Here is a 20,401-nt window from a genome sequence, read left to right as displayed (position 1 = left end):
CCTCAGTGTGTGTAAGGCCGCGTCAACGCGCATTCCGGATTCAGCCGCACGCCGAAGCCCGGCGTCTCCGGCACCTTCATGCGGCCGTTGACCGGCACGGGTTCGTCGAGCAGCAAGGGCGTGAACATCGGCACGACCTGATCGGCCTTGGGCGCCATCATCAGAAACTCGGCGAACGGCGAGTTATGACGCGTCACGACGAAGTGATAGCTGTACACCGACGAACCGTGCGGCACGACGAGCACGTTGTGCGCGTCCGCGAGCGCCGAAATCTTGATGAGCTCCGTGATGCCACCGCACCAGCCGACATCCGGCTGCACGAGATCCGCGCAACCCATTTCGAACAGCATGCGAAAGCCCCAGCGCGTCGCTTCGTGCTCGCCGGTCGTCACCATCATGCCGCCCGGCACGGAACGGCGCAGTTCGGCATAGCCCCAGTAGTCGTCGGGCGGCAGCGCTTCTTCGATCCACTTCAGGCCGTGCTCGCGCGCCGCGTTCGCGAGGCGCTTCGCGTAGTTGAGATCGAGGCTCATCCAGCAATCGAACATCAGCCAGAAATCGTCGCCGACTTTCGCGCGCATGTCCGCGAGCTTCGCAATGTTCTTGTGCAGCCCTTCCTCGCCTTCCGCCGGGCCGTGCTGCAAGGGCATCTTGCCGCCGATGAAACCCATCTCCTTCGCGAGATCCGGACGCGCGCCCGTCGCATAGAACTGCAACTCGTCGCGCACCGGTCCGCCGAGCAGATGGAACACCGGCTCACGGCGCACCTTCGCGAGCAAATCCCACAGCGCAAGATCGACGCCCGAAATCGCGTTGAGCACGATGCCCTTGCGCCCGTAATACAGCGTCGCGTTGTACATCTGATCCCACATCTTTTCGATGTCGGTCACGCGCTGGCCTTCGAGAAAGCGCGCCAGATGCTTCTCGACGATGAACGCGCCGATCTCGCCGCCCGTCGTCACCGCGAAGCCGACGGTGCCGTCACTCGCTTCGATCTCGACGACGAGCGAGCCGAGCACGTTCAGCCCGAACGACTGGCGGCTCGCGCGATATTCGGGATAGCGGGCCATCGGCGTGGCGATGTGATCGTCGATCCAATGATCGGCGCCCTGATCGTGGTAATCGGCGCCGCCGCCGCGAACGGTGAAAGCGCGTACTTGCTTGATCGTCGGCATGGACATGTGTTCGTCTCCTTCTCTGTTCTTTCTGTTCAGGATGCGCTGGCGGTTTCGCCGCGCGTAATCGAATGACGTTCGGGCACGCGCACCAGCACGACGATGACAAGCGCCGCGAGCACGCTCGCGCCCGCCAACACCATCAGCCCCGCGCTCGCCGAATGGAACGCGGCTTCGGCGGCGGTGCGGGCCATCGGCGCAAAGAAGCCGCCGAGTCCGCCCAGCGAATTGATGAGCGCGATGCCCGCCGCGGCGGCCGCGCCCGTGAGATAACGCGTCGGAAAGGTCCAGAAGAGCGGTTGCGCGGCGATGAAGCCGCTCGCCGCGCAGCACAGCGCGATCAGCGACACGACCGGCGATCCCGCGATGCCCGACACGGCGATCGCGACGCCCGACATCGCGAGCAGCGCGACCGCGCACACGCGATGCCGGCCGGTGCGATCGGCGTAGCGCGGCACGATCCACGTCACGATCACGGCGGCCATCCACGGCAGCGCCGTCACCAGTCCCACGCGAAATCCGACTTTCGTGCCGAGCAGCGCCGACACCTGTTGCGGCAGATAGAACACGACGCCGTACACCGCCGCCTGAATCAGGAAGTACACGCAACAGAGCACGAGCACGCGCGGATCGACGAGCGACGCGAGCACACTGCGCGGTCCGTGCGACGACGCCGCGCGCGCATCGTCGTCGAGGCGGCTGGCGAGCAGCGCGCGCTGATCGGGCGTAAGCCAGCGGGCTTTCGCGGGATCGTCGTCGAGATACCAGAACGCCCACACGCCGACGATCGACGCGAGCAGTCCTTCGACCAGAAAGAGCCATTGCCACCCTTTCAGGCCGAACGCGCCGTGCAGATCGAGCAGCAGACCGGACAGCGGCGCGCCGAAGATGAACGCGAGCGGCGCGCCGAAATAGAACACGCCGAGCGCACGCGCGCGCGACGATTGCGGAAACCAGCGCGTGAGGTAATAGACGATGCCGGGAAAGAAGCCCGCCTCCGCCACGCCGAGCAGGAAGCGCAGGGTATAGAACGTCGTGGCGTTATGCGCGAAGGCCATCGCCGCGGAGACGAGGCCCCACGTCACCATGATCCGGCACATCCACAGCTTTGCGCCGACGCGATGCAACAGCAGATTGCTCGGCACTTCGAAAATCGCATAGCCGACGAAAAACACGCCCGCGCCGAAGGCGAACGCGGCGTTCGTGAGGCCGGTGTCCTGCTGCAGCGCCTTTTGAGCAAAGCCGATATTCGCGCGGTCCAGAAACGCGAGCACGTACATGAGCAGCAGAAACGGCAGCAGCCGGCGCATGACACGCGACGTGACCGCGCCTTCCGCCTGTGCGGAATGGTTCATGTGAGTCTCCCGATGATGCGCTTCAGTACGTCGCGCGTCCGCCCGACAGATCGAACACCGCGCCGGTGCTGAACGCGCAGTCCTCGGACGCGAGCCACAGAATCAGCGACGCAGCTTCTTCCGGCATCAGGAAGCGGTTCATCGGAATTTTGGAGAGCATGTAGTCGATGTGCTGCTGCGACATCGAATCGAAGATTTCGGTCCTGGCGGCGGCGGGCGTGACGGCGTTCACGAGGATGTTCTTGCCCGCGAGTTCCTTGCCGAGCGATTTCGTGAGCCCGATCAATCCGGCCTTCGACGCGCTGTAGTGCGACGCGTTCGGATTGCCTTCCTTGCCCGCGATCGACGCGATATTGACGATGCGCCCGTAGCCCGACTTCAGCATGTGAGGCACGACGGCGCGGCACGTCAGGTACGGCCCGATCAGATTGACATCGATCACGCGCCGCCATACGTCGGGCGCGAGTTCCCAGGTCGTGCCGTTGCCACCGGTGATGCCCGCGTTGTTGACGAGCACGTCGATCTTGCCGTGCGCCGCCAGCGCCTTGTTCACGGCTGCATCGACGGAGGATTCTTCGGTCAGTTCGACGACCGCGTCGCTGACTTTGCGCTCCCTGTAGTTTGCCGCGAGCTCGGCGCTCGTGCGGGCGAGGCGCTCGCCGTCGACATCCCAGAGCGATACCTCGGCGCCGGACTGCAGCGCGCGTTCCGCCACAGCGAGGCCGATGCCGCGCGCGCCGCCCGTGACGATCACGACGCGGTTCGCCAGGTCGATACGGTTCATGGATGTGTCTCCTTTCGTTGTTCGTTGCTTTGGATGGTCATGCCGTGAGAGGCACTATAGTCCGGCGGCAATAGCGCAACAATTCGAAAGGGCGATCGTTCGATAGCAAAAGCGGATCGGTGGCGGAGTCGAAGCGGGCGGGGGTTAAGATTTCTCGATACAAATCGCGGAAGCGCGCCTAAAGTTATAATTTCTCGATAAACGTTAAGAAATCTCGATGACACCGATCGGTTATTCCCGACTCATCGCCATCGGCGAACTGCGCGTAACGCCGCCGCGGAGGCTGGCGTACGCCAGTTCGTCGGTAAACCGGCGCGTCGACAGCGAGAGCCATATTCTGTTTCCAAACAGCGTGGCGTTCGACGATACGCCCGTCGGTCATCTGGAGTTCGCGCTACGCCACGAAGGCGTGAATCTCGAGATTATCGATGCCGCGTTCGAGCATATCGAGCCGGAAGAACTCATCGCCCGTCTGCGCGCGACGCCTTCCGGCGAGCAGATTCGCCGCGCCTGTTTCCTGTGGGAATGGCTGACCGGCAAGGCACTGGATGCGGGCGTGAGCGTCCGCGGCGGTTACGTCGACCTCTTTGCGCCCGATGTCTATTACACGGCGCCGCAGCCCGTGAATTCGCCTCGCTACCGCGTGCGCAATAACGCGCCGGGCACGCCGTGGTTTTGTCCGGTCGTGCACCGCGCCGCGATTCCGGACGATCCGCCCTTGAGAGACCTGCTTCTGGAAGCGCAAAGCGCGCTCGACGCGATGCAGGACCCCGATCTGTACAAGCGCGCGCTCGCTTTTCTGTATTTATCGGAGACGCGCGGCAGCTACGCGATCGAATCCGAAACCCCCAGCTCCGACAAGCAAGAGCGTTTTGTGCAGCTTCTGAAGCGCGCGGGCGAGCCTGCGAAGATCGACGAAGAATGGCTGGTGCAGTTGCAAAACGTGATCGTGCGGGACGTGTATAGCCAGGAAGCGTCGTATCGGACGAGACAAAACTGGCTGGAGGACGCTGCGGGCCGGATCGACTTCTTTCCCGCGCCGGTTGACGATCTTCGACGCGTGATGACCGATTGGGAAGCCTTCGTCAACGATCGGAAACGGTGCCCCGATGTGCTCGTGAAGGCCGCCTGCGCGGCCTTCGGCTTCGTTTATCTGCATCCGTTCTTCGATGGCAACGGCCGGCTGCATCGATTTCTCATCCAACACGTGCTTGCGCGCTCGGGCGTGCTAGGCGCGGATACCGTGATTCCGGTGTCGGCTGTGATGGAGCGAAACATTCCGGCTTACCACGCCGTGCTGACGGCGTTCTCGCGCCCGGTCACGCGACTATGGAATTACCGTCGCGTAGAGACGGAGCCGCTCGTACTGAGTGCGCCTTCGAGCCGCGCGTATCGGTTCTTCAACGCGGATCGTGAAGTCGCGTTTCTGCACGCGATGATCAAGGAGGCCGTGCGCGAGGAAATTCCGCGCGAGATCGCGTGGCTTCAGGGCTACGATGCCGCTTTTGCGCAACTGAACGACGAGTTCGACTTGCCGCGAAAGGATCTTTCAGCGCTCATTCGGATGGTTCAGTCGAACAAGGGGGTCCTGTCGGCGCATCGCAGGAAGCAGTATCAGCACCTTCCTCGCCCCGTACTCGACCGAATCGAGGAAGTGGTGCACGGTGCGTTCGCAAGCAGGGCGGCAGACTCGGAAAGTTAAGATTTCTCGAGTCAAACGCCAAAAATCCATCGAAAATCAAAATATCTCGTTGGGCGTGAAGAAATCTCGATTCCCTCGCCCGTCAGTGCGTTTGCCGGCGCTCGGGCCTTTCCACCCCGGAAACGTGGCCGCGCGGCATGGCGACCGAATCCTTGAAATGCTTATCGGCAAAAAGCGCGAATCCGAAAAGCGCGGCCACGCCGAGCGGGCAAATGACGAAAGCAGCAACGAGCACGGCAACCTCCATTCGATGATGCTCGCAGTGTATCCCGCGTAAAGCCGCCAATTGTCGCCAAAATCGACAATACTCCGTTCAACGTTCGCGAACTTTCACCCCGTTTGATTCGATGAGCGTGCGTATTCGCACCGGATCGTGGTGCCAGGCACGGCTGTTGCTACATGCACCAGCCGTCGATCCCGACACCGAATCAACCTGGAAAAGCATGTTCACACCGAAAGCCTGCACCGCTACCTGCGTACTGGACGGAATGCCCGTCACGCTGACCTACTTCCCCGACACCACGCTGCTGCGGATCACCGACGCGAATGGCCGCTGCGTGCGCGAAACCCGCTGGCCCGCGCCGTGGCGGACGTTGCTCGCGACCTTGCGCGAATTCAGCGGACGCGATGCCGAAAGCCAGCTTTCGACCTTGCTCGACGAGATTCCCGCCATGTCGAAGCCGACGCGCGAGCTGGCATCGGCGCTCGCGTAGCGGAATGTTTCATCACTAGAATCAATGAGTTCCATCGAGACAATTTTGAGCGCGCGGACCCGCGCCATTTACAATGTCGGATCGGCTGCGCATGGGCTGCCCGGCCCGCGCCGATTCACGCCCCTCGCGGTCCCACTCTCACGCATCCGACTGGCTGTATGGTCACTGAAACGTCTTCATCGGAATCCCTCGCCGTCGCTGAACGCGTGCGCGAACTCATGGGCCGTCACGGCATCGGAAAGCGTCAGCAGACAGCGGAGCTGTGCCGCATTCTCGACCTGAGCTTCTCGCAGGGCCACCGGAAACTGCGCGGGAACAGTCCGTGGACGCTCGCGCAGATTCGCCGCGTCGCCGATGCCTTCGACGAACCCGCGCTCAAGCTCTTCGATTCGATCAACACGCGCCCCGACGAAACCGAAGGCACCGCGCACGACGCCGTGCTCAAGCTCGGTTCGGTGGAAATTCCCTGCATGGCGTGGGTCGGCAACGCGCTCGATGCGGGCAGCCGTCCGGATTTCATCGCGCAGAAACTCAACAATCGCTGGATCGTCACCAAGCACGAAGGCGTGCTGCTGCACGAAGCCAGCGACGTCCACAAGATCGAAATCCAGCCGCGCCGGCCGGATACCGACAAACCCATCATCGCCGTGGTCGACGACGATCACGCCTCGGCCGACAATCTGCACGACTATCTCGAAGCCACCGGATTCGCGGCGATGGCCTTCTACGGCCTCGACGCGTTCCTCGAAGCGCTGCAGACGCAAGTGTTCGATGCCGTCGTGATCGACTGGCTGTTCGGCGTGCATACGTCGGCGGATGCGATCCGCGCGGTGCGCGAGTCGGACAATCCGGACGCGCCGGTTTTCGTGCTGACGGGCGAGCTCACCACGGGCAAGGCGAGCGAATCGGAAATCAGCCAGGTCATCCGCGACTACAACGCGACGTGTTTCGAGAAGCCCGCGAGGCTCGGCATTCTCGTCGCCGATCTCTCCAAGCGGCTGATGCGCAATTAGCTGACGCGCCGGCGCACCGTCACCGCGCGATGCACCGCGCCCTTCAGCACCTCGTAGCGCACCGGCTTCAGCAGATAGTCGAAGAACAGCACGGCCGCGCTCGGATCCACCAGTTCGGGCGCGTACGCGCTCACCGCGATGATCGGCACGCTCGCGCCGGGCGCACTGCGCGCACGATACTCGTTCGCGAACGAATAGCCGTCCTTGCCCGGCATATGCAGGTCCGCGAGGATCACGTCGGCGTCGTTCGCGCGCAGCCACGCGAGCGCGCTGTCGACATCCGGCAGCGCGACCGCGTAATAGCCGAGATGCGTGAGCATTTCGATCAGAGAATCGCGGATCGACTCGTGGTCGTCGATCACGAGCACGCGCGACTTGCGCAACTCGGGCGCATCGGCTTCCGGCTCACGCCGGGGCACATGACGCGCCGCGACCGCCGGCAGGCTCACGCGAAACGCCGCGCCCTGCCCGACTTCGCTCGAAACCTCGATCTTCCCGCCAAGCAGCTCGACAAGTCCGCGCACGACCGCGAGGCCCATTCCCGCGCCGTCGAAGCGCCGCGTGCTCGATGAATCGAGCTGCGTGAATTCCTGGAAGATGAGCGGCAACTGCTCGCGGGAAATGCCCGGCCCCGTATCGATCACGGAGATGTCGAGGCGCTTCTCCGTGCGCGCGAAATGCACGTCGATGGAACCCGCTTCGGTGTACTTGATCGCGTTGGTCACGAGATTCGTCACGATCTGCCGCACCCGATGCGGATCGGATTCGATCGGGCCGCGCTCGCCCGCATAATCGCCGCGCAACGCCAGGCCCTTCGCGCTCGCGGCGGGTGTGTTCGCATCGACGATGGATTCGAGCAATTCGACCGGATCGAACACGGCCATGCGCAGTTCGAGCTTGCCCGCGCCGAGACGCGCGTAATCGGTCAGATCGCGCATCTGCGCCTCGAGATGACGCGCGCCCGCTTCCAGACGCTGCATGATTTTGCGGTCGGCGTCGCCGCGCGCGTTCAGCCCGAGCAATTCGACCGACGAGACGATCGCATGCAGCGGCGTGCGCAGCTCGTGGCTGATCATGCCGAGGAACGTGTCTTTCGCGACGCCCGCCTCGCGCGCCGCGCGCGTCGCCTGATGCTCCGCCGCCAGCGCCGCGCGCTGCTGTTCGATAAGGCGCGTGCGCCGATAGCCGTTCAAGAGCAGCAGGATCGTCGCCGCCGCCGAGAGCAGGCCGAGCAGCACGCCGCCGTAAATCAGATAGCGGCGCTTCGCCTCGAAATCGCGCACGATCGCCTCGCGCTCCGCGACATCCATCAGCCGACGCCCGCCCGCCAGTTCCGCGACGACGGGCGCGTTCTGCCGCAATACGCCGATCACGCGCAGGGTGCGCTGGTGCTCGCTCTGCAATCCGTCGATATCGCCTTGAATGGAATCGAGCGCCGTTTGCAACTGACGCAGAATCTCGCGCTGCCGGTTCAGCAGCGCCTGATGATCGTCCGACACCCCCGCCGATTCCGACACCTGCCTGAGCCGCGCCCGCAGCAGCCGATAGCTCGCGCGCACGCCCCCCGCGTCCTCGTCGATGCCATTGCGATACAGCAGAACGTGATTTTCGAAGCGCGCGTACGCGATCTGAAACTGCGCCGCGTCCCAGTACACGTCGTAAGGCAGAACGAGCCGATGCGTCTCGCGCGCGACCAGACCCGAATACAGCATGTAGCCGACCGCGCCGATCGGCGGCGCGACCGCGAGCGCGATCAGCGCCGCATACCAGAGCCGGCGAAACCAGGGTCGCGCGGCGTGTGCGCGCAACGGGGATTCGGTGCGGATGACGGCCATCCGCTATTGCAAGGCTTCGATCGCCCGGGCCGCGCGCTCGGACGCGACGACGATCAGCTTCATCGTCGCCCGCGTCGCGCCGACGAAGATCTTGCGCGCGGCCTGCTCGTCGAGCGCGTCGAAATCGACTTCGGTGAGAATCACGCAGGGCGCCGATTGCCCCTTGAAGCGATAGATCGATTCGAGCAGCACGTCGCCCTCGCGATACTCCGGGTTGCCGAACAGATCGTACGTTCCGGTGAAGGCGCGCAGCCGATGCGGGCCGAGGTGATCGACGGCAGTGAGCGCCGAACCCTCGCGGCCCCGGAACGACAGCACCGCGATGTCCTGCTTGCGAAAGCCGAGCGACAACGCGTGCGTGATCGCGCGCTTGGTCGCCTCGATGATTTCCTCGGGATGCCCGTCGGCGTAGGTCGAAACGCTCACGTCGGAGCCGTCGAAGGGACTGCCCGCATCGAGCCGCACATCTGGCCCGACGACCTTGCGGATGAACCCGAGCAGATCGCGCGGGCTGCGATAGTTCGTCGTTTCGCGCAGGATCGTCCAGCCCGGCAGCGGCACCGGCTCGCGCAAATAAAGGTTCTGCATCGGATCTTCGAGCCACCACCACGCGCCTTCAGGATTCAGCAGACGTTCGAGCGCCTCGACCCACGCCGCCTGAAAATCCTGGCCTTCATCGACGATGAGCACATCGGTCTTCCATTGCTCGGGCACGGGCACGGCGGCGAAGCGATCTTCGAGCGTCGCGAAGACATTCGGCTGACTGAAGTCCGGCGGACTGCCCGCATCGCGCGCGACGGCCGCGCTCAACTGATGGTAATTCGCGATCTTCGCCTCTTTCGGTGCGATCGCACGGATATGGTCGGCGAGCGGCCGGTTGAAGCACACGTAGAGCACGCTCTTGCCCTGCGCGAGCGCGTCGCGCATCACGCGCACGGCGAGTTGCGTCTTGCCCGCGCCCGCGGTCGCGATCACGCGCAGACGGAACGGTTCGAATTCGAGCCGCCGCGCCCACGTCGCGAGCCCGCCCGACAGACGCGTGACGAGCGTGTTCGCCGCACCGACGAGCGCGTTGGTATCGGGCGTGAGCGAAAGTTCGTCGGCGAGAAAATGATGGATGCGCGCCGCCGATTCGAAGCGCGGCTCGTCCGGCGGCAGGATTTCGAGCACGACGCGCGCAAGCTGCGACTTGCGGCTCGCATCGACGATGCGCGCCGGCGACACGCCCGCGATCGCCGTGTTCTTGACGGTGTAATCGGGGCAGTAAAGCAGTTCCTCGATCCGGTACGTGCCCGCGCCGAACGCCGCCGTGAACCGCCGATGCAGGTTCTCCAGCGTGCGCGCGAGCTGAATGGCGACGTTGCGCTCTTTCTGCAAATAGACCTTGACGAGACCTTGCCCCGTCTCGCGCAGAAAACCGGCCTTCTGCTCGATCATCAGCACGCGGCCGGACGGCGCGACGACTACGAAATCCGCCTCGCCGAAGACCGAAAATCCTTCGTTGACGCGAGTCCAGTGCACGCCGTGATAGACCGTGTAGTCGTCGGGCAGCTTTTCGAGGCGCGCGAGCGTTTCGAGTTCGCGCGCCGCCGCGCCGGTCGCTTCGAGGTTCTTCCAGTCGTCGGGAACGATTCGGGCCATGCGTCGCCTTTGGGCTGAGTGATTGCGTCCGAGTCATTGTACGCAACGCGCTTACCGTTCCCGCAATAGGCCGGATGGCTAGCTTGCGTAATCGTATCGGCCGCCTTTTTCGAGCGCGCGCTGATATGCCGGACGCGCGTGAATGCGTTCGAGAAAGGCGCGGATATGCGGCATCGACTTCGCGCCCGCGCGGGCGCTGCCGGCTTCGAGGGGAAAGCTCATTTGCACATCGGCGGCGGTGAACGAATCGCCGGCGAACCACGGCGACTTTGCCAGTTCGGCATCGATATAGCCGAAATGCAAACGCAGTTGCGGATCGATGAAACTGCTCTGCATCGTCTGCGCGATGCGCCTTGCGATCGGCTTAGCGAAGAACGGCATTTTCGCGCTCTCCAGCCGCCGCGCGACGAGCTTGAGCAGGAGCGGCGGCATCGCGGAGCCTTCGGCGTAATGCATCCAGTAGTTGTAGCGCACGCGTTCGGGCGTCGTGCCGGGCGGCGGCGCGAAACGGCCTTCGCCGTACCGTTCGACGAGATATTCGATGACCGCGCCCGACTCGGCGAGCGTGAGGCCATCGACGGTCACGACGGGCGATTTGCCGAGCGGATGCACCGCGCGCAACTCGGCAGGCGCGAGCATCGTGCGCGGGTCGCGCTGATAGCGCTTCAGCTCGTATTCGACGCCGAGTTCTTCGAGCATCCACAGCACGCGCTGCGAGCGGGAATTGTTGAGATGATGAACGGTCAGCATGCCTGGACTCTTCTTCATATTCGACGATGCCGCTCGCGGTACGCCACTTGCATCCAGCGAACTGATGCGCGGCCGGGCGTCGAAAGCATACGGCCCTTCGATGAAGGCCGCGCAACGATTTCTAACACACAACGAAAAAGGAGAAGTCGATGACGCTGATCATTTATCTCGTAGGCTGGCTGATTTTCATTGGCGGCGTGTCGTGGGCGCTCGTGGCGATGCACGTCTCGCAGCACACGATCATGATCGTGGCCGTCATCATGCTGGGCATCGCCGTCATCACGGGCGCGACGCGGGCGCGCAACCGCGACCGGTCCTAGGCGTTCCGGGCCGCCGTCGATGGCGGCCCGCGCGACTCACATCACATTACATCACCACACGGGCCCGAGCCGCGTCCTGGATCAGCGTGACGAGTTCGTCGGGATGCACCGGCTTCGTCATGAAATGCTGAAAGCCTTCGCCGATGCTGCGTAATCGGTATTCCTCGCCGCCGTGCCCCGTCAGCGCGATCGCCACGGACGGCGGCAGATTTCCGCGTATTTCGTGATCCCGCAAACGTTGGACGAGGTAGAAACCGTCCATCTCGGGAAGGTCGAGATCGCAGATCACCGCATCCGGAAGATGCTCGATCGCCGCTTGCGCGCCGTCTTCGGCGTCGGCTACGGCGATGACTTCGGCACCCTCTTCTTCCAGCAACGTCTGCAGCGACGCTCTGCTCTCGGGATCGTCTTCGATGAGGACGATCCGCATATGCCCCAGTCTTGCCACTTCGTTCATGATGTTCTTTTCTACTGCCAAAAACGGAATTCTCGCGTCGGTCTCCAGCTCTTTCCGCCGCGCGCGCGGTAGCGCGCACTGATTGACACGAGAACGCGGCGGGAATTCCGAACGCACCGTTTTTTATGCCGCGCGTACGCCGGTGCGGAACGCCTCGCGGTTTGTGACTGCGCCGACGCGAAAAATCGCCCGGTTGCAGCGTGCCTAAAAGAGCAAAAACCGGACCGGTTTGCATCTTTCGCCGCAAGCGCCGCGTCGCGCGGGCCTCCCGGCCGATCCGCCTCGCCCAAACGCTCGTCACACGCGCACGATCGTGTAATTCCGGCATCGGCCGTACCCTGTTTTCCCATCAGACGTTTGTCTCGCGGATGGAATCGGGGCGCGAGGCGCTCGACGTGCCCGCCTGCAGCAGCGCGCGATATTCGCTCGGCGTGAGGCCGACCGTCGCCTTGAACTGGCGCGTGAAGGCGCTGTGATCGGTGTACCCGCACAGCGCGGCGACATCGGTGACTTTCTCCTGCGAGACGAGGAGCGCAGTGGCCGCGTCGAGCCGCGTTTTCAACAGCACCTGGCGCGGCGTCAGATGAAAGACCTTGTGAAAGTAGCGCTCCAGTTGCGCGATGGACATGTTCGCCATCTGCGCGAGCTGCCGCATGTTGAGCGGCTGCACGTAATTTTCCTGAATGTGCTGCACGACCGCCGCGAGCCGGCTGTACGCGGGATGCGTGCCTTCGGCCGCTTGCAGATCCCGCGAAATGCCCGCGAGCCCGACGATATGTCCCTGCGTATCGTGCAGCGGCTGCTTGCACGTCATGCACCAGCCGGGCTCGCGCCCCGGATACAGATGCAGTTCGAGCTGATCGATCAGCTGATGTCCCTGCGCGATGATCGCCTGATCCTGCGCCGTGTAGATGCGCCCGAAGCGACGCGGGAATACGTCCTCGGCGGTCTTGCCGAGCAGCGCGGATTTGTCGTCCTTGTGACCGCAGCGGCGCGCGAGCGTGCGATTGACCATCGCGTAGCGCGCCTCGCGATCCTTCACGAAGAACACGATGTCGGGCATCGCGTCGAAAACCGGCGCGAGCAGCGCGAAATGCGCGAGCATGTCGGCGAGCGTCGATGCCGGAGGTGGTGCGATCGTCATGCGTGCGGGTGTCGGTTGCGCTCGGTGGATTCTGGCGACCGATTATAGGAGCGCCAATACGCGGACAAAATTGGCGCTGGCCCCACTAGAAATGACGCGTTTCAGTCAGCTCGCCCGCAGCGATCAGCGTGTCGATGCAAACCGGCGCGAACGGCGGACGCGCCACCGCGCGCGGCCATCCGAACAGGACCGACGCCGCCTCGCCGCAGATGCGCCCCTGACACGGCCCCATGCCGCAACGCGTCTGCAATTTGGCATCGCGCCAGTTTGCGTATGAGGCGACTTCGCCGATTGAAACATCCTCGCAGCGGCACAGCAACGTGTCCGGCGATGGCATCGCGCGGGCGTCGGCGCCGAGTTCGAACGTACGTGCGACGCGTCGCGCGAAGGCACGCCAGCGATCGCGTTCGCGCTCCAAACGCGCATCGATGGCGACGCCGAGCGCCGCCTGCGCCGCGATCGCGCCTTCGACGCGCGCGAGCTCCATCCCGCCGATGCCCGCGCATTCGCCCGCCGCGAATACGTCTCGCTGAGAGGTTCGCTGGGCGCCGTCGACGTGGATCGCGCCGTCGCGTTCGTCCGTCAAGCAGCCGAGTGCAAGCGCGAGCGTCGTGTTCGGCACGAGTCCGAAACCGCACGCGATGCGATCCGCTTCAAGCGTTTCATCGCGCCCGCGCGTGCGGATCGTGACCGCCTCCACGCGCGCGCTTCCATGCGCCTTCACGACGACGCTGCCCGTCCGGTAACACGCGACGCCGAGCGCGACGGCCTGCGCCAGCTTTCCCGGCGTCAGCGCCAGCGACGCGACGAATCGTGCGACCCGCGCGAACGGCGCCTGTTCGACGACCGCGACGACGCGCGCACCGTGACGACGCGCGGTATCGGCGGCGGCGAGCAACAGCGGCCCGCTGCCCGCCACGACGATGCGCTCGCCACGCACCGGCATGCCGCCTTTGACGAGCGCCTGCAAGCCGCCTGCACCGGTCACGCCGGGCAAGGTCCAGCCGTCGAAAGGAAGCAGCCGCTCGCGCGCGCCGGTCGCGAGGATGAGCTTCGAATACGCGAGCACGAGCGGCGCGCCGTCGCGTTCGAGCAGCAGCCGTTTGTCGCCGGGCGCTGCCGCGACCTTCGTCGAGTTCATCACGATCAGCTTCGCGTGCGAGCGCGTTTCGTCGAGCCATTGGCGCAATGGCGCGGCGGGCGCTTGCGTCGGACCTTGCCGCCAGATCTGGCCGCCAGCGCGCGGATTGTCGTCGATGAGCGCGACGCGCCCGCCCGCTCGCGCCGCCATTCGCGCCGCGCTCAAGCCCGCCGGTCCCGCGCCGACGATCGCGATGTCCACTCGTTCGATGTTCATCGCGTCGTCTCGATCGACAGGCCGTCGCGGCAAAGCGTCTGACAGCCGAGCACATGCGCGCGGCCATCGACCGTCACGCGGCATTCGTGACACACGCCCATGCCGCACAGCGCGGCGCGCGGCTCGCCGGTGACAGAGCGCCGCGTGCCACGAATGCCCCGCATCGCGATCGCGGCCGCGACGGTCGCGAACGCGGGCACGTCGAGCGATTCGCCGTCGATGATGACGCGCACGCGCTCAGCCATCGGCGTGCTCCGGCGCGAATCGTTGCGGGGAGAAAGCGTTCGTGTCGGGCATATCGAATGGAAGCGGCTCGCCGAGCATCTGCGCGACGAGGAGTTTCGCGGTGCCGAGCGACGTCGTCACGCCGAGCCCTTCGTGACCCGCCGCGAGCCACAGCCGGTCGCCGGGGAAACGCGCCGGTCCGATCAGCGGCAAGCCGTCGGGCGTGGCGGCGCGAAAACCGGTCCACGCGCGAATCGCATCGAGCCCGCCGATTCCCGGCAGATAGCGCGTCGCGCGCGCGAGCATCATCGCGAGCACGTTCATTTCGACGGCGGGATCGAGCGTGCCGAATTGACGCGACGACCCGATCAGCACTTGCCCCGTCGGACGCGGCTGCGCGTTGAACGCGACCGACGTGCCGCGCGCGTGATGCGCGCTCTTGATATAGCCGAGCTCCAGCACCTGATGACGAACCGTGCCCGGATAACGATCGGTGATGAGCAGATGCCCCTTCTTCGCTTCGAGCGGCAGTCCCGCGATCAGATCCGGCGCGGCGAGCCCGTTGGCGACGACCACGTGCGCAGCCGTTCGTCGTTCACCATTCGCGAGCGTGACGCGCGCGTGCGCGCCGGCGGCATCGACGGAATGCACCGCGCAGCCGGTCGATACGCGAATGCGCGTCGAACTCGCCAGCAGCCATTGCGCGGCGGCGGGCGCGTAGACGATCGCGTCGTCGTCGATGAGCAGGCCGCCTTGCATCGCGTGGCTCACCGACGGCTCGGATTCGCGCAGCGCGGCGCGGTCGACCATATGCGCGCGCACGCCCGCCGCGGCGAATGCGTCGCGCATCGCGCGCGCGGCGTCGAGTTCCTCGTCGTCTTCCGCGATCCAGAGCGTGCCGCAGCGCGAGAACGCATCGCGCTCGCGCAGTTGCGGGCCGAGCGCGAGCCACAGTTCGCGCGAAGCCCGCGCCAGCGCGAATTCGGCGGGCGAATCGTTCATCACGACGATATGGCCCATGCCCGCCGCCGTCGCGCCGCCGCCGATGCCGCCCGCGTCGAGCACATCGACCGTCATGCCGCGCGCGGCAAGCTCGGCTGCGCACGCCGCCCCGACAATCCCGCCGCCGACGACGATCACGTCCGCCGTCATATGCCTTTGATGAACGGATCGCGCGCGTCGAACACGAGCCGTCCTTCGCACATGACGTGCGCGTAACCGGTGATCGTCGGGATCAGCGCGTCGCCGTCGAGCGCGTAACTGCCCTCGAACACGCTGCCGATGATGCTCTCCTGGCGCCAGATGTCGCCCGGCGCGAGCGCGTCGTCCGCCGCGAGGCACGCGAGCTTGGCGCTCGTTCCGGTGCCGCACGGCGAACGGTCGTAGGCGCTGCCCGGGCACAGCACGAAATTGCGGCTGTCGACGCCGGCGACGGGCGAATCCGCGAACAGTTCGATATGGTCGATGAACGCGCCGTCCGCGCCGGTGATGCCCTGCGCATGCAAGGCATCGCGGATCGCCTCGGTGAACGCGGTCAGCTCGGCGATGCGCGCGGGCACCAGTTCGCGACCGTGATCCGCGACGAGAAAGAACCAGTTGCCGCCCCACGCGACGTCGCCGGTGAGCGTGCCGTGGCCGGGCACATCGACCGATACCGCCCGCCGATGCCGATACGCCGGCACGTTGCGCACGCTGACGCTGCCGTTCTCGTGCAGCGTCGCATCGACGGGCCCGACGGGCGTATCGATCCGATGCCGCCCCGGCGCGATCCTGCCCGCATGGGCGAGCGACGCGACGAGCCCGATCGTGCCGTGCCCGCACATGCCGAGATAGCCGACGTTGTTGAAGAAGATGACGCCCGACGCGGCTGCGGGATCGTCGGGTTCGCAGAGCAACGCGCCGACCATCACGTCCGAGCCGCGTGGCTCCGTGACGATGGCGCGGCGCCAGTCATCGAAGCGCGTGCGAAACGCGTCGAGCCGTTGCACGAGTGTGCCGTTGCCCAGATCGGGGCCGCCCGCGATCACGAGGCGCGTCGGTTCGCCGCCCGTATGCGAGTCGATGATGTCGATGGTTTTCATGCCGCTATCGTAGAAACGCGTACGCCGGGCGTCTTGACGCGGCTGGACGGTTTGGATGACGAAATCGGCATAATCGAAGGTCGTCCGGAGGGGCTTTTCGCGGTGCGAAACGGCTATGCCGAAATCGGCACGCGGCGCGCGCGAATCACGCAAGACGCCTGATTTTTCGGTGCTTACACTGCGTACCGTCCAATCAATTTCGGAGAGCCGCCGTGACGCATATCTGGGAAGGCGTGATGCCCGCCGTGACCACCAAGTTCAACGCCGATTTCAGCATAGACCGTGCGTGGACCGCGAAGAACATCGACGCGCAGATCGAAGCGGGCGTGGACGGCATCATCGTGTGCGGCTCGCTCGGCGAAGCATCGACGTTATCGCTGGACGAAAAGCTCGACGTGCTCGACATCGCCGTGGACGCCGCACGCGGCCGCGTGCCGGTGCTCCTGACGATCGCCGAGAACAGCACGCTCGACGGCTGCCGCCAGGCCGAGCGCGCCGCGCGCCACGGTGCGGCGGGCTATATGGTGCTGCCGGGTTTGCGTTATCTGTCGGACCGGCGCGAGACGCTCAATCATTTCCGCATGGTCGCCGATGCCAGTCCGCTGCCGCTGATGGTCTACAACAATCCGCTCGCTTATGGCGTCGATGTCACGCCCAAGATGTTCGCCGAACTTGCCGAAGACAAGAAGTTCGCGGCGATCAAGGAATCGAGCGGCGACGTGCGCCGCATCACCGATCTCATCAACGAAACGGGCGACCGCTATGCGATCTTTTGCGGCGTCGACAATCTCGCGATGGAAGCGATGCTGATGGGCGCGCACGGCTGGGTCGCGGGTCTCGTGTGCGCGTTCCCGCGCGAAACGGTCGCGATCAGCAAGCTGATTCGCGCGGGGCGTGTCGAGGAAGCGCGCGCGATCTATCGCTGGTTCGCGCCGCTGCTCGCGCTCGACGTGTCGCACAAGCTCGTGCAGAACATCAAGCTCGCCGAGGCGATCGTCGGTCTGGGCACGGAGCCGGTGCGTCCGCCGCGCCTGCCGCTCGCCGGCGATGAGCGCAAGGAAGTCGAAACGCTGATTCGCCGGAGCATCGAGACGCGCCCCGCATTGCCGGCGCTTTAAGACGCGCGCGAAATGAAAAATGCCGCCGGTTTGTCAACCGGCGGCATTTGCTTCTTGATGGGCTTCAGGCCGCGATCTGCGCAGGCGCGGGATCGGTGAGACCGCCATCCGAATCCGCGCCTTCATCGTAGAGATGCAGCAGACGGTAACCGCTCTTGTACACCGGCTGCAGGCGGAAGTTGTTGACCGGCTCGATTTCCAGCGCGAGACGCAGGCGCGAAACGTGGCTGTCGATCGTGCGGGTCGTTTCGCGGAACTCGCGTCCCCAGACCATCGCGAAAATATGATCGCGCGACAGCACGCGGCCGATGTTCGAGAAGAAAAGCTGCGCGAGACGGAATTGCGTGCCGCTCAACTGCACCGGCTTGCCGCGCACGGTGACGGTTTGCTGGCGTGCGTCGAAACGATACGGCCCGACTTCGAGGCATGCGCTCGACGTCGCGGGATACGCGCGGCGCAAGAGCGCTTCGACGCGCGCGCCGAACTCGCCCGGGCGGATCGGATACACGACGAAATCGTCCGCGCCGGCGGTGAGCGCGCAGACGACGTTGTGTTCGGCGCCGTCCGGCGTCGCGAACATGACCGGCACGCGTTCGCCGAAGCTCGAGCGCACGGATTTCAGCAGATCGAGGCCGCAGAGGCCCGTGGAATTCCAGTCGAGAATCAGCAGATCGACCGTGGAGCGGGACAGCGCCTTCGACAGCACGAGGCCATCGCCGAAAGTCACGCAAGTGTGGCCGAGTCGTTTGACGACATCGCTGATGAGATTTCGATAACTGGGGTCGGTTTGCAAAACGGCGACGCGCATAGTGTCTTACCTGATGAGTCCAAGGGACATGAAGCGGAGGCCGTTTTGCGGCGCCCGCCGGGCGTCTCGTCGCGGGATGAGACGGGGATTTACAAGCTGCGAATTCTGGGCAGCGATGCGACCCTTTCCCATCGGACTCATCCGAATTGTCAACGCATGTGACTGCCTAGCGCCCGGAACGGGCGGCGTCTGATGCGCGCAACCATCTCGAAATTAGAACGGGTTTTCGCTTTTGCGCGCGCTTTCATCCTGTAACATGCCGTGTTTGGCTCAAAAGTTCCCGCTTCCGCCGTTTTACCGAGACGTCGCGTAGCAAGCTGCGCCGCGACTGTCCGTCGCATCGCGCAGCGCGGATGACGGGCAGCGGCTTTCGAATCCGCGCCCGCTGGCTTCCGGCCCGGATCGTTCGCGTTCCGCGCCCGGGCCTTCGCTTCGCGTCCACCCGGCGCGTTTAGTCACTCCCGCAGGGCAAAGCCTCGTTCTACCGCGCGTCATGCGTGGCTTTTCCACTTACGGGTTCTTTTCCGATGCAGGCAACACCTCTGTCCGACGCCCCGCGCGCGGCCGGCCGTGCGCTCACGCGCGGCGATTACAAGACGCTCACGCTCGCCGCGCTCGGCGGCGCGCTCGAGTTCTACGACTTCATCATCTTCGTGTTCTTCGCGCCGGTCATCGGCCAATTGTTCTTTCCGCCGTCGATTCCTGACTGGCTGCGTCAATTGCAGACTTTCGGCATCTTCGCGGCGGGTTATCTCGCGCGCCCGCTCGGCGGGATCATCATGGCGCACTTCGGCGATCTGCTCGGACGCAAGCGCATGTTCACGCTTTCCGTGCTGCTGATGTCCGTGCCGACGCTCCTGATGGGCCTCCTGCCCACGTACGCGTCGATCGGCCTGATGGCGCCCGTCCTGCTGCTCGTGTTCCGCGTGATGCAGGGCGCGGCGGTCGGCGGCGAAGTGCCGGGCGCGTGGGTGTTCGTGTCGGAGCATGTGCCGGGGCGTCATATCGGCTATGCGTGCGGCACGCTCACGGCCGGCCTGACGGCGGGCATTCTGCTCGGCTCGCTGATCGCCACGGGCATCAACAAGGCGTTCGCGCCGGCCGAAGTCGCCGATTTCGCGTGGCGCCTGCCGTTCCTGCTCGGCGGCATCTTCGGTCTGTGCTCGGTGTATCTGCGTCGCTGGCTGCATGAAACGCCGGTGTTCGCCGAGTTGCAGAAGCGCAAGTCGCTCGCCGCGGAACTTCCGCTCAAGGCCGTGCTGCGCGATCACGGCCGCGCCGTCATCGTGTCGATGCTGCTGACGTGGATGCTTTCCGCCGCGATCGTCGTCGTGATCCTGATGACGCCGACGCTGCTGCAGAAGCAGTTCCACATCGCGCCGGCGACGGTGCTCGTCGCGAACTGCGCGGCGACGCTGTGCCTCACGATCGGCTGCGTGCTGGCGGGCGCGATCGCGGGCCGCATCGGCGCGGGCAAGACGATCTTCGTCGGCGGCGCGGCGCTCGCCGTCACGTACTGGATGATGTTCCAGCAGGTCGCGGCCGATGCCTCCGCGCTCTTGCCGTGGTACGCGCTCGCGGGCTTTTTCGTCGGCGTGATCGGCGCGATTCCGTTCGTGATGGTCAAGTCGTTCCCCGCGGCCGTGCGTTTCTCCGGCATCTCGTTTTCGTACAACGTCGCGTATGCGGTGTTCGGCGGACTCACGCCGATCGTCGTCTCGCTGATGATGAAATCGAGCCCGATGGCGCCCGCGATCTACGTCGGCGCACTGTGCGCGGTCGGCGCGCTGACGACGTTGTTCATCAAGCAGGCGCGCTGATCCGGCGTTAGCGTTCCACACGCGAAGTGGCGCACCGTTCACGCGGTGCGCCATTTTTCATTGCGCTTTCACGTTTCGGCCCACGCCGAAACATCGGCCGCGC

The 20,401-nt window shown here is 65.1% G+C and carries 20 protein-coding genes; 6 read left to right on the top strand and 14 right to left on the bottom strand.

Annotated elements, in window-relative coordinates; all coding sequences use genetic code 11:
* Positions 1-2: 2 nt before the first annotated feature.
* The 3 genes from rhmD to NCS00_RS16670 are packed head-to-tail and all read right to left on the bottom strand — an operon-like array spanning position 3 to position 3,314.
* Positions 3-1,181 carry an L-rhamnonate dehydratase gene (gene rhmD, locus NCS00_RS16680; protein ID WP_008353545.1) on the bottom strand — a complete coding sequence of 393 codons (1,179 nt, stop codon included), beginning with the start codon at positions 1,179-1,181 and terminating at the stop codon, positions 3-5.
* A 29-nt stretch (positions 1,182-1,210) separates the two neighbouring features.
* Entirely contained in the window at positions 1,211-2,530 is a 1,320-nt protein-coding gene (locus tag NCS00_RS16675) for an MFS transporter (protein WP_008353546.1), read from the bottom strand.
* Between the two features lie 22 nt (positions 2,531-2,552).
* Complete coding sequence (locus NCS00_RS16670; RefSeq protein WP_250440547.1) at positions 2,553-3,314, bottom strand: SDR family oxidoreductase; 762 nt, start codon at positions 3,312-3,314, stop codon at positions 2,553-2,555.
* Positions 3,315-3,531: 217 nt separating this feature from the next.
* On the opposite strand from NCS00_RS16670, the gene NCS00_RS16665 reads away from it, so the two are divergent.
* On the top strand, positions 3,532-5,016 hold the full coding sequence (locus tag NCS00_RS16665; protein WP_008353549.1) for a Fic family protein: 1,485 nt from the start codon (positions 3,532-3,534) through the stop codon (positions 5,014-5,016).
* Positions 5,017-5,098: 82 nt separating this feature from the next.
* On the opposite strand, the gene NCS00_RS16660 is transcribed toward NCS00_RS16665, so the two are convergent.
* Positions 5,099-5,263: a hypothetical protein gene (locus tag NCS00_RS16660; RefSeq protein WP_250440546.1), complete on the bottom strand. Its 165-nt coding sequence runs from the start codon at positions 5,261-5,263 to the stop codon at positions 5,099-5,101.
* 196 nt (positions 5,264-5,459) lie between these two features.
* Here NCS00_RS16660 and NCS00_RS16655 point away from each other — a divergent pair, with 196 nt between their 5' ends.
* A complete protein-coding gene (locus NCS00_RS16655) occupies positions 5,460-5,729 on the top strand; it encodes a hypothetical protein (RefSeq protein ID WP_033536125.1) in 270 nt (89 codons plus the stop codon).
* Positions 5,730-5,887: 158 nt separating this feature from the next.
* On the top strand, positions 5,888-6,742 hold the full coding sequence (locus NCS00_RS16650) for a helix-turn-helix domain-containing protein (RefSeq protein ID WP_008353552.1): 855 nt from the start codon (positions 5,888-5,890) through the stop codon (positions 6,740-6,742).
* On the opposite strand, the gene NCS00_RS16645 is transcribed toward NCS00_RS16650, so the two are convergent.
* From NCS00_RS16645 to NCS00_RS16635, 3 genes are all read right to left on the bottom strand, one after another.
* Positions 6,739-8,577, bottom strand: a complete 1,839-nt coding sequence (locus NCS00_RS16645) for an ATP-binding response regulator (protein WP_008353554.1) — start codon at positions 8,575-8,577, stop codon at positions 6,739-6,741. The two genes, NCS00_RS16650 and NCS00_RS16645, sit on opposite strands and share 4 nt — an antisense overlap.
* 3 nt (positions 8,578-8,580) lie before the next feature.
* Positions 8,581-10,218 carry an ATP-binding domain-containing protein gene (locus NCS00_RS16640; RefSeq protein WP_008353556.1) on the bottom strand — a complete coding sequence of 546 codons (1,638 nt, stop codon included), beginning with the start codon at positions 10,216-10,218 and terminating at the stop codon, positions 8,581-8,583.
* 78 nt (positions 10,219-10,296) lie between these two features.
* On the bottom strand, positions 10,297-10,968 hold the full coding sequence (locus tag NCS00_RS16635) for a glutathione S-transferase (protein WP_250440545.1): 672 nt from the start codon (positions 10,966-10,968) through the stop codon (positions 10,297-10,299).
* Between the two features lie 149 nt (positions 10,969-11,117).
* Between NCS00_RS16635 and NCS00_RS16630 the strand changes: the two genes are divergently transcribed.
* The gene (locus NCS00_RS16630) at positions 11,118-11,288 is read left to right on the top strand and encodes a hypothetical protein (protein ID WP_008353559.1); all 171 of its coding nucleotides are present in this window, start codon (positions 11,118-11,120) and stop codon (positions 11,286-11,288) included.
* A gap of 46 nt (positions 11,289-11,334) precedes the next feature.
* On the opposite strand, the gene NCS00_RS16625 is transcribed toward NCS00_RS16630, so the two are convergent.
* From NCS00_RS16625 to NCS00_RS16600, 6 genes are all read right to left on the bottom strand, one after another.
* On the bottom strand, positions 11,335-11,745 hold the full coding sequence (locus tag NCS00_RS16625) for a response regulator (RefSeq protein WP_051079069.1): 411 nt from the start codon (positions 11,743-11,745) through the stop codon (positions 11,335-11,337).
* A gap of 349 nt (positions 11,746-12,094) precedes the next feature.
* Positions 12,095-12,889 carry an AraC family transcriptional regulator gene (locus NCS00_RS16620; RefSeq protein ID WP_008353561.1) on the bottom strand — a complete coding sequence of 265 codons (795 nt, stop codon included), beginning with the start codon at positions 12,887-12,889 and terminating at the stop codon, positions 12,095-12,097.
* Between the two features lie 85 nt (positions 12,890-12,974).
* Entirely contained in the window at positions 12,975-14,246 is a 1,272-nt protein-coding gene (locus NCS00_RS16615; protein ID WP_250440544.1) for an NAD(P)/FAD-dependent oxidoreductase, read from the bottom strand.
* The gene (locus NCS00_RS16610) at positions 14,243-14,491 is read right to left on the bottom strand and encodes a 2Fe-2S iron-sulfur cluster-binding protein (RefSeq protein WP_008353563.1); all 249 of its coding nucleotides are present in this window, start codon (positions 14,489-14,491) and stop codon (positions 14,243-14,245) included. Before NCS00_RS16610 ends, NCS00_RS16615 begins: the two co-directional genes overlap by 4 nt.
* On the bottom strand, positions 14,484-15,623 hold the full coding sequence (locus NCS00_RS16605; protein ID WP_250440543.1) for an NAD(P)/FAD-dependent oxidoreductase: 1,140 nt from the start codon (positions 15,621-15,623) through the stop codon (positions 14,484-14,486). Before NCS00_RS16605 ends, NCS00_RS16610 begins: the two co-directional genes overlap by 8 nt.
* Positions 15,620-16,552, bottom strand: a complete 933-nt coding sequence (locus tag NCS00_RS16600; RefSeq protein ID WP_250440542.1) for a 4-hydroxyproline epimerase — start codon at positions 16,550-16,552, stop codon at positions 15,620-15,622. Before NCS00_RS16600 ends, NCS00_RS16605 begins: the two co-directional genes overlap by 4 nt.
* A gap of 212 nt (positions 16,553-16,764) precedes the next feature.
* On the opposite strand from NCS00_RS16600, the gene NCS00_RS16595 reads away from it, so the two are divergent.
* Entirely contained in the window at positions 16,765-17,670 is a 906-nt protein-coding gene (locus NCS00_RS16595) for a dihydrodipicolinate synthase family protein (RefSeq protein ID WP_008353567.1), read from the top strand.
* 64 nt (positions 17,671-17,734) lie between these two features.
* On the opposite strand, the gene NCS00_RS16590 is transcribed toward NCS00_RS16595, so the two are convergent.
* Positions 17,735-18,478 (bottom strand): response regulator transcription factor, encoded by a 744-nt coding sequence (locus NCS00_RS16590; protein WP_008353569.1) that lies wholly within the window; start codon positions 18,476-18,478, stop codon positions 17,735-17,737.
* 527 nt (positions 18,479-19,005) lie between these two features.
* Here NCS00_RS16590 and NCS00_RS16585 point away from each other — a divergent pair.
* Positions 19,006-20,298, top strand: a complete 1,293-nt coding sequence (locus NCS00_RS16585; RefSeq protein ID WP_250440541.1) for an MFS transporter — start codon at positions 19,006-19,008, stop codon at positions 20,296-20,298.
* Positions 20,299-20,401 lie beyond the last annotated feature (103 nt).

Origin of the sequence: Caballeronia sp. AZ1_KS37 (assembly GCF_023631165.1) — a bacterium.
Lineage (GTDB): Bacteria > Pseudomonadota > Gammaproteobacteria > Burkholderiales > Burkholderiaceae > Caballeronia > Caballeronia zhejiangensis.
This window is presented reverse-complemented; position numbering and strand designations above follow the sequence as displayed.

Bases quoted from the DNA above. Each gene is read 5' to 3' on its own strand.
- NCS00_RS16600 (WP_250440542.1), bottom strand. From the start codon at position 16,552: ATGAAAACCATCGACATCATCGACTCGCATACGGGCGGCGAACCGACG.
- NCS00_RS16645 (WP_008353554.1), bottom strand. From the start codon at position 8,577: ATGGCCGTCATCCGCACCGAATCCCCGTTGCGCGCACACGCCGCGCGA.
- rhmD (WP_008353545.1), bottom strand. From the start codon at position 1,181: ATGTCCATGCCGACGATCAAGCAAGTACGCGCTTTCACCGTTCGCGGC.
- NCS00_RS16610 (WP_008353563.1), bottom strand. From the start codon at position 14,491: ATGGCTGAGCGCGTGCGCGTCATCATCGACGGCGAATCGCTCGACGTG.
- NCS00_RS16635 (WP_250440545.1), bottom strand. From the start codon at position 10,968: ATGCTGACCGTTCATCATCTCAACAATTCCCGCTCGCAGCGCGTGCTG.
- NCS00_RS16590 (WP_008353569.1), bottom strand. From the start codon at position 18,478: ATGCGCGTCGCCGTTTTGCAAACCGACCCCAGTTATCGAAATCTCATC.
- NCS00_RS16615 (WP_250440544.1), bottom strand. From the start codon at position 14,246: ATGAACATCGAACGAGTGGACATCGCGATCGTCGGCGCGGGACCGGCG.
- NCS00_RS16605 (WP_250440543.1), bottom strand. From the start codon at position 15,623: ATGACGGCGGACGTGATCGTCGTCGGCGGCGGGATTGTCGGGGCGGCG.
- NCS00_RS16585 (WP_250440541.1), top strand. From the start codon at position 19,006: ATGCAGGCAACACCTCTGTCCGACGCCCCGCGCGCGGCCGGCCGTGCG.
- NCS00_RS16675 (WP_008353546.1), bottom strand. From the start codon at position 2,530: ATGAACCATTCCGCACAGGCGGAAGGCGCGGTCACGTCGCGTGTCATG.
- NCS00_RS16640 (WP_008353556.1), bottom strand. From the start codon at position 10,218: ATGGCCCGAATCGTTCCCGACGACTGGAAGAACCTCGAAGCGACCGGC.
- NCS00_RS16625 (WP_051079069.1), bottom strand. From the start codon at position 11,745: ATGAACGAAGTGGCAAGACTGGGGCATATGCGGATCGTCCTCATCGAA.
- NCS00_RS16620 (WP_008353561.1), bottom strand. From the start codon at position 12,889: ATGACGATCGCACCACCTCCGGCATCGACGCTCGCCGACATGCTCGCG.
- NCS00_RS16650 (WP_008353552.1), top strand. From the start codon at position 5,888: ATGGTCACTGAAACGTCTTCATCGGAATCCCTCGCCGTCGCTGAACGC.
- NCS00_RS16670 (WP_250440547.1), bottom strand. From the start codon at position 3,314: ATGAACCGTATCGACCTGGCGAACCGCGTCGTGATCGTCACGGGCGGC.
- NCS00_RS16655 (WP_033536125.1), top strand. From the start codon at position 5,460: ATGTTCACACCGAAAGCCTGCACCGCTACCTGCGTACTGGACGGAATG.
- NCS00_RS16665 (WP_008353549.1), top strand. From the start codon at position 3,532: ATGACACCGATCGGTTATTCCCGACTCATCGCCATCGGCGAACTGCGC.
- NCS00_RS16630 (WP_008353559.1), top strand. From the start codon at position 11,118: ATGACGCTGATCATTTATCTCGTAGGCTGGCTGATTTTCATTGGCGGC.
- NCS00_RS16660 (WP_250440546.1), bottom strand. From the start codon at position 5,263: ATGGAGGTTGCCGTGCTCGTTGCTGCTTTCGTCATTTGCCCGCTCGGC.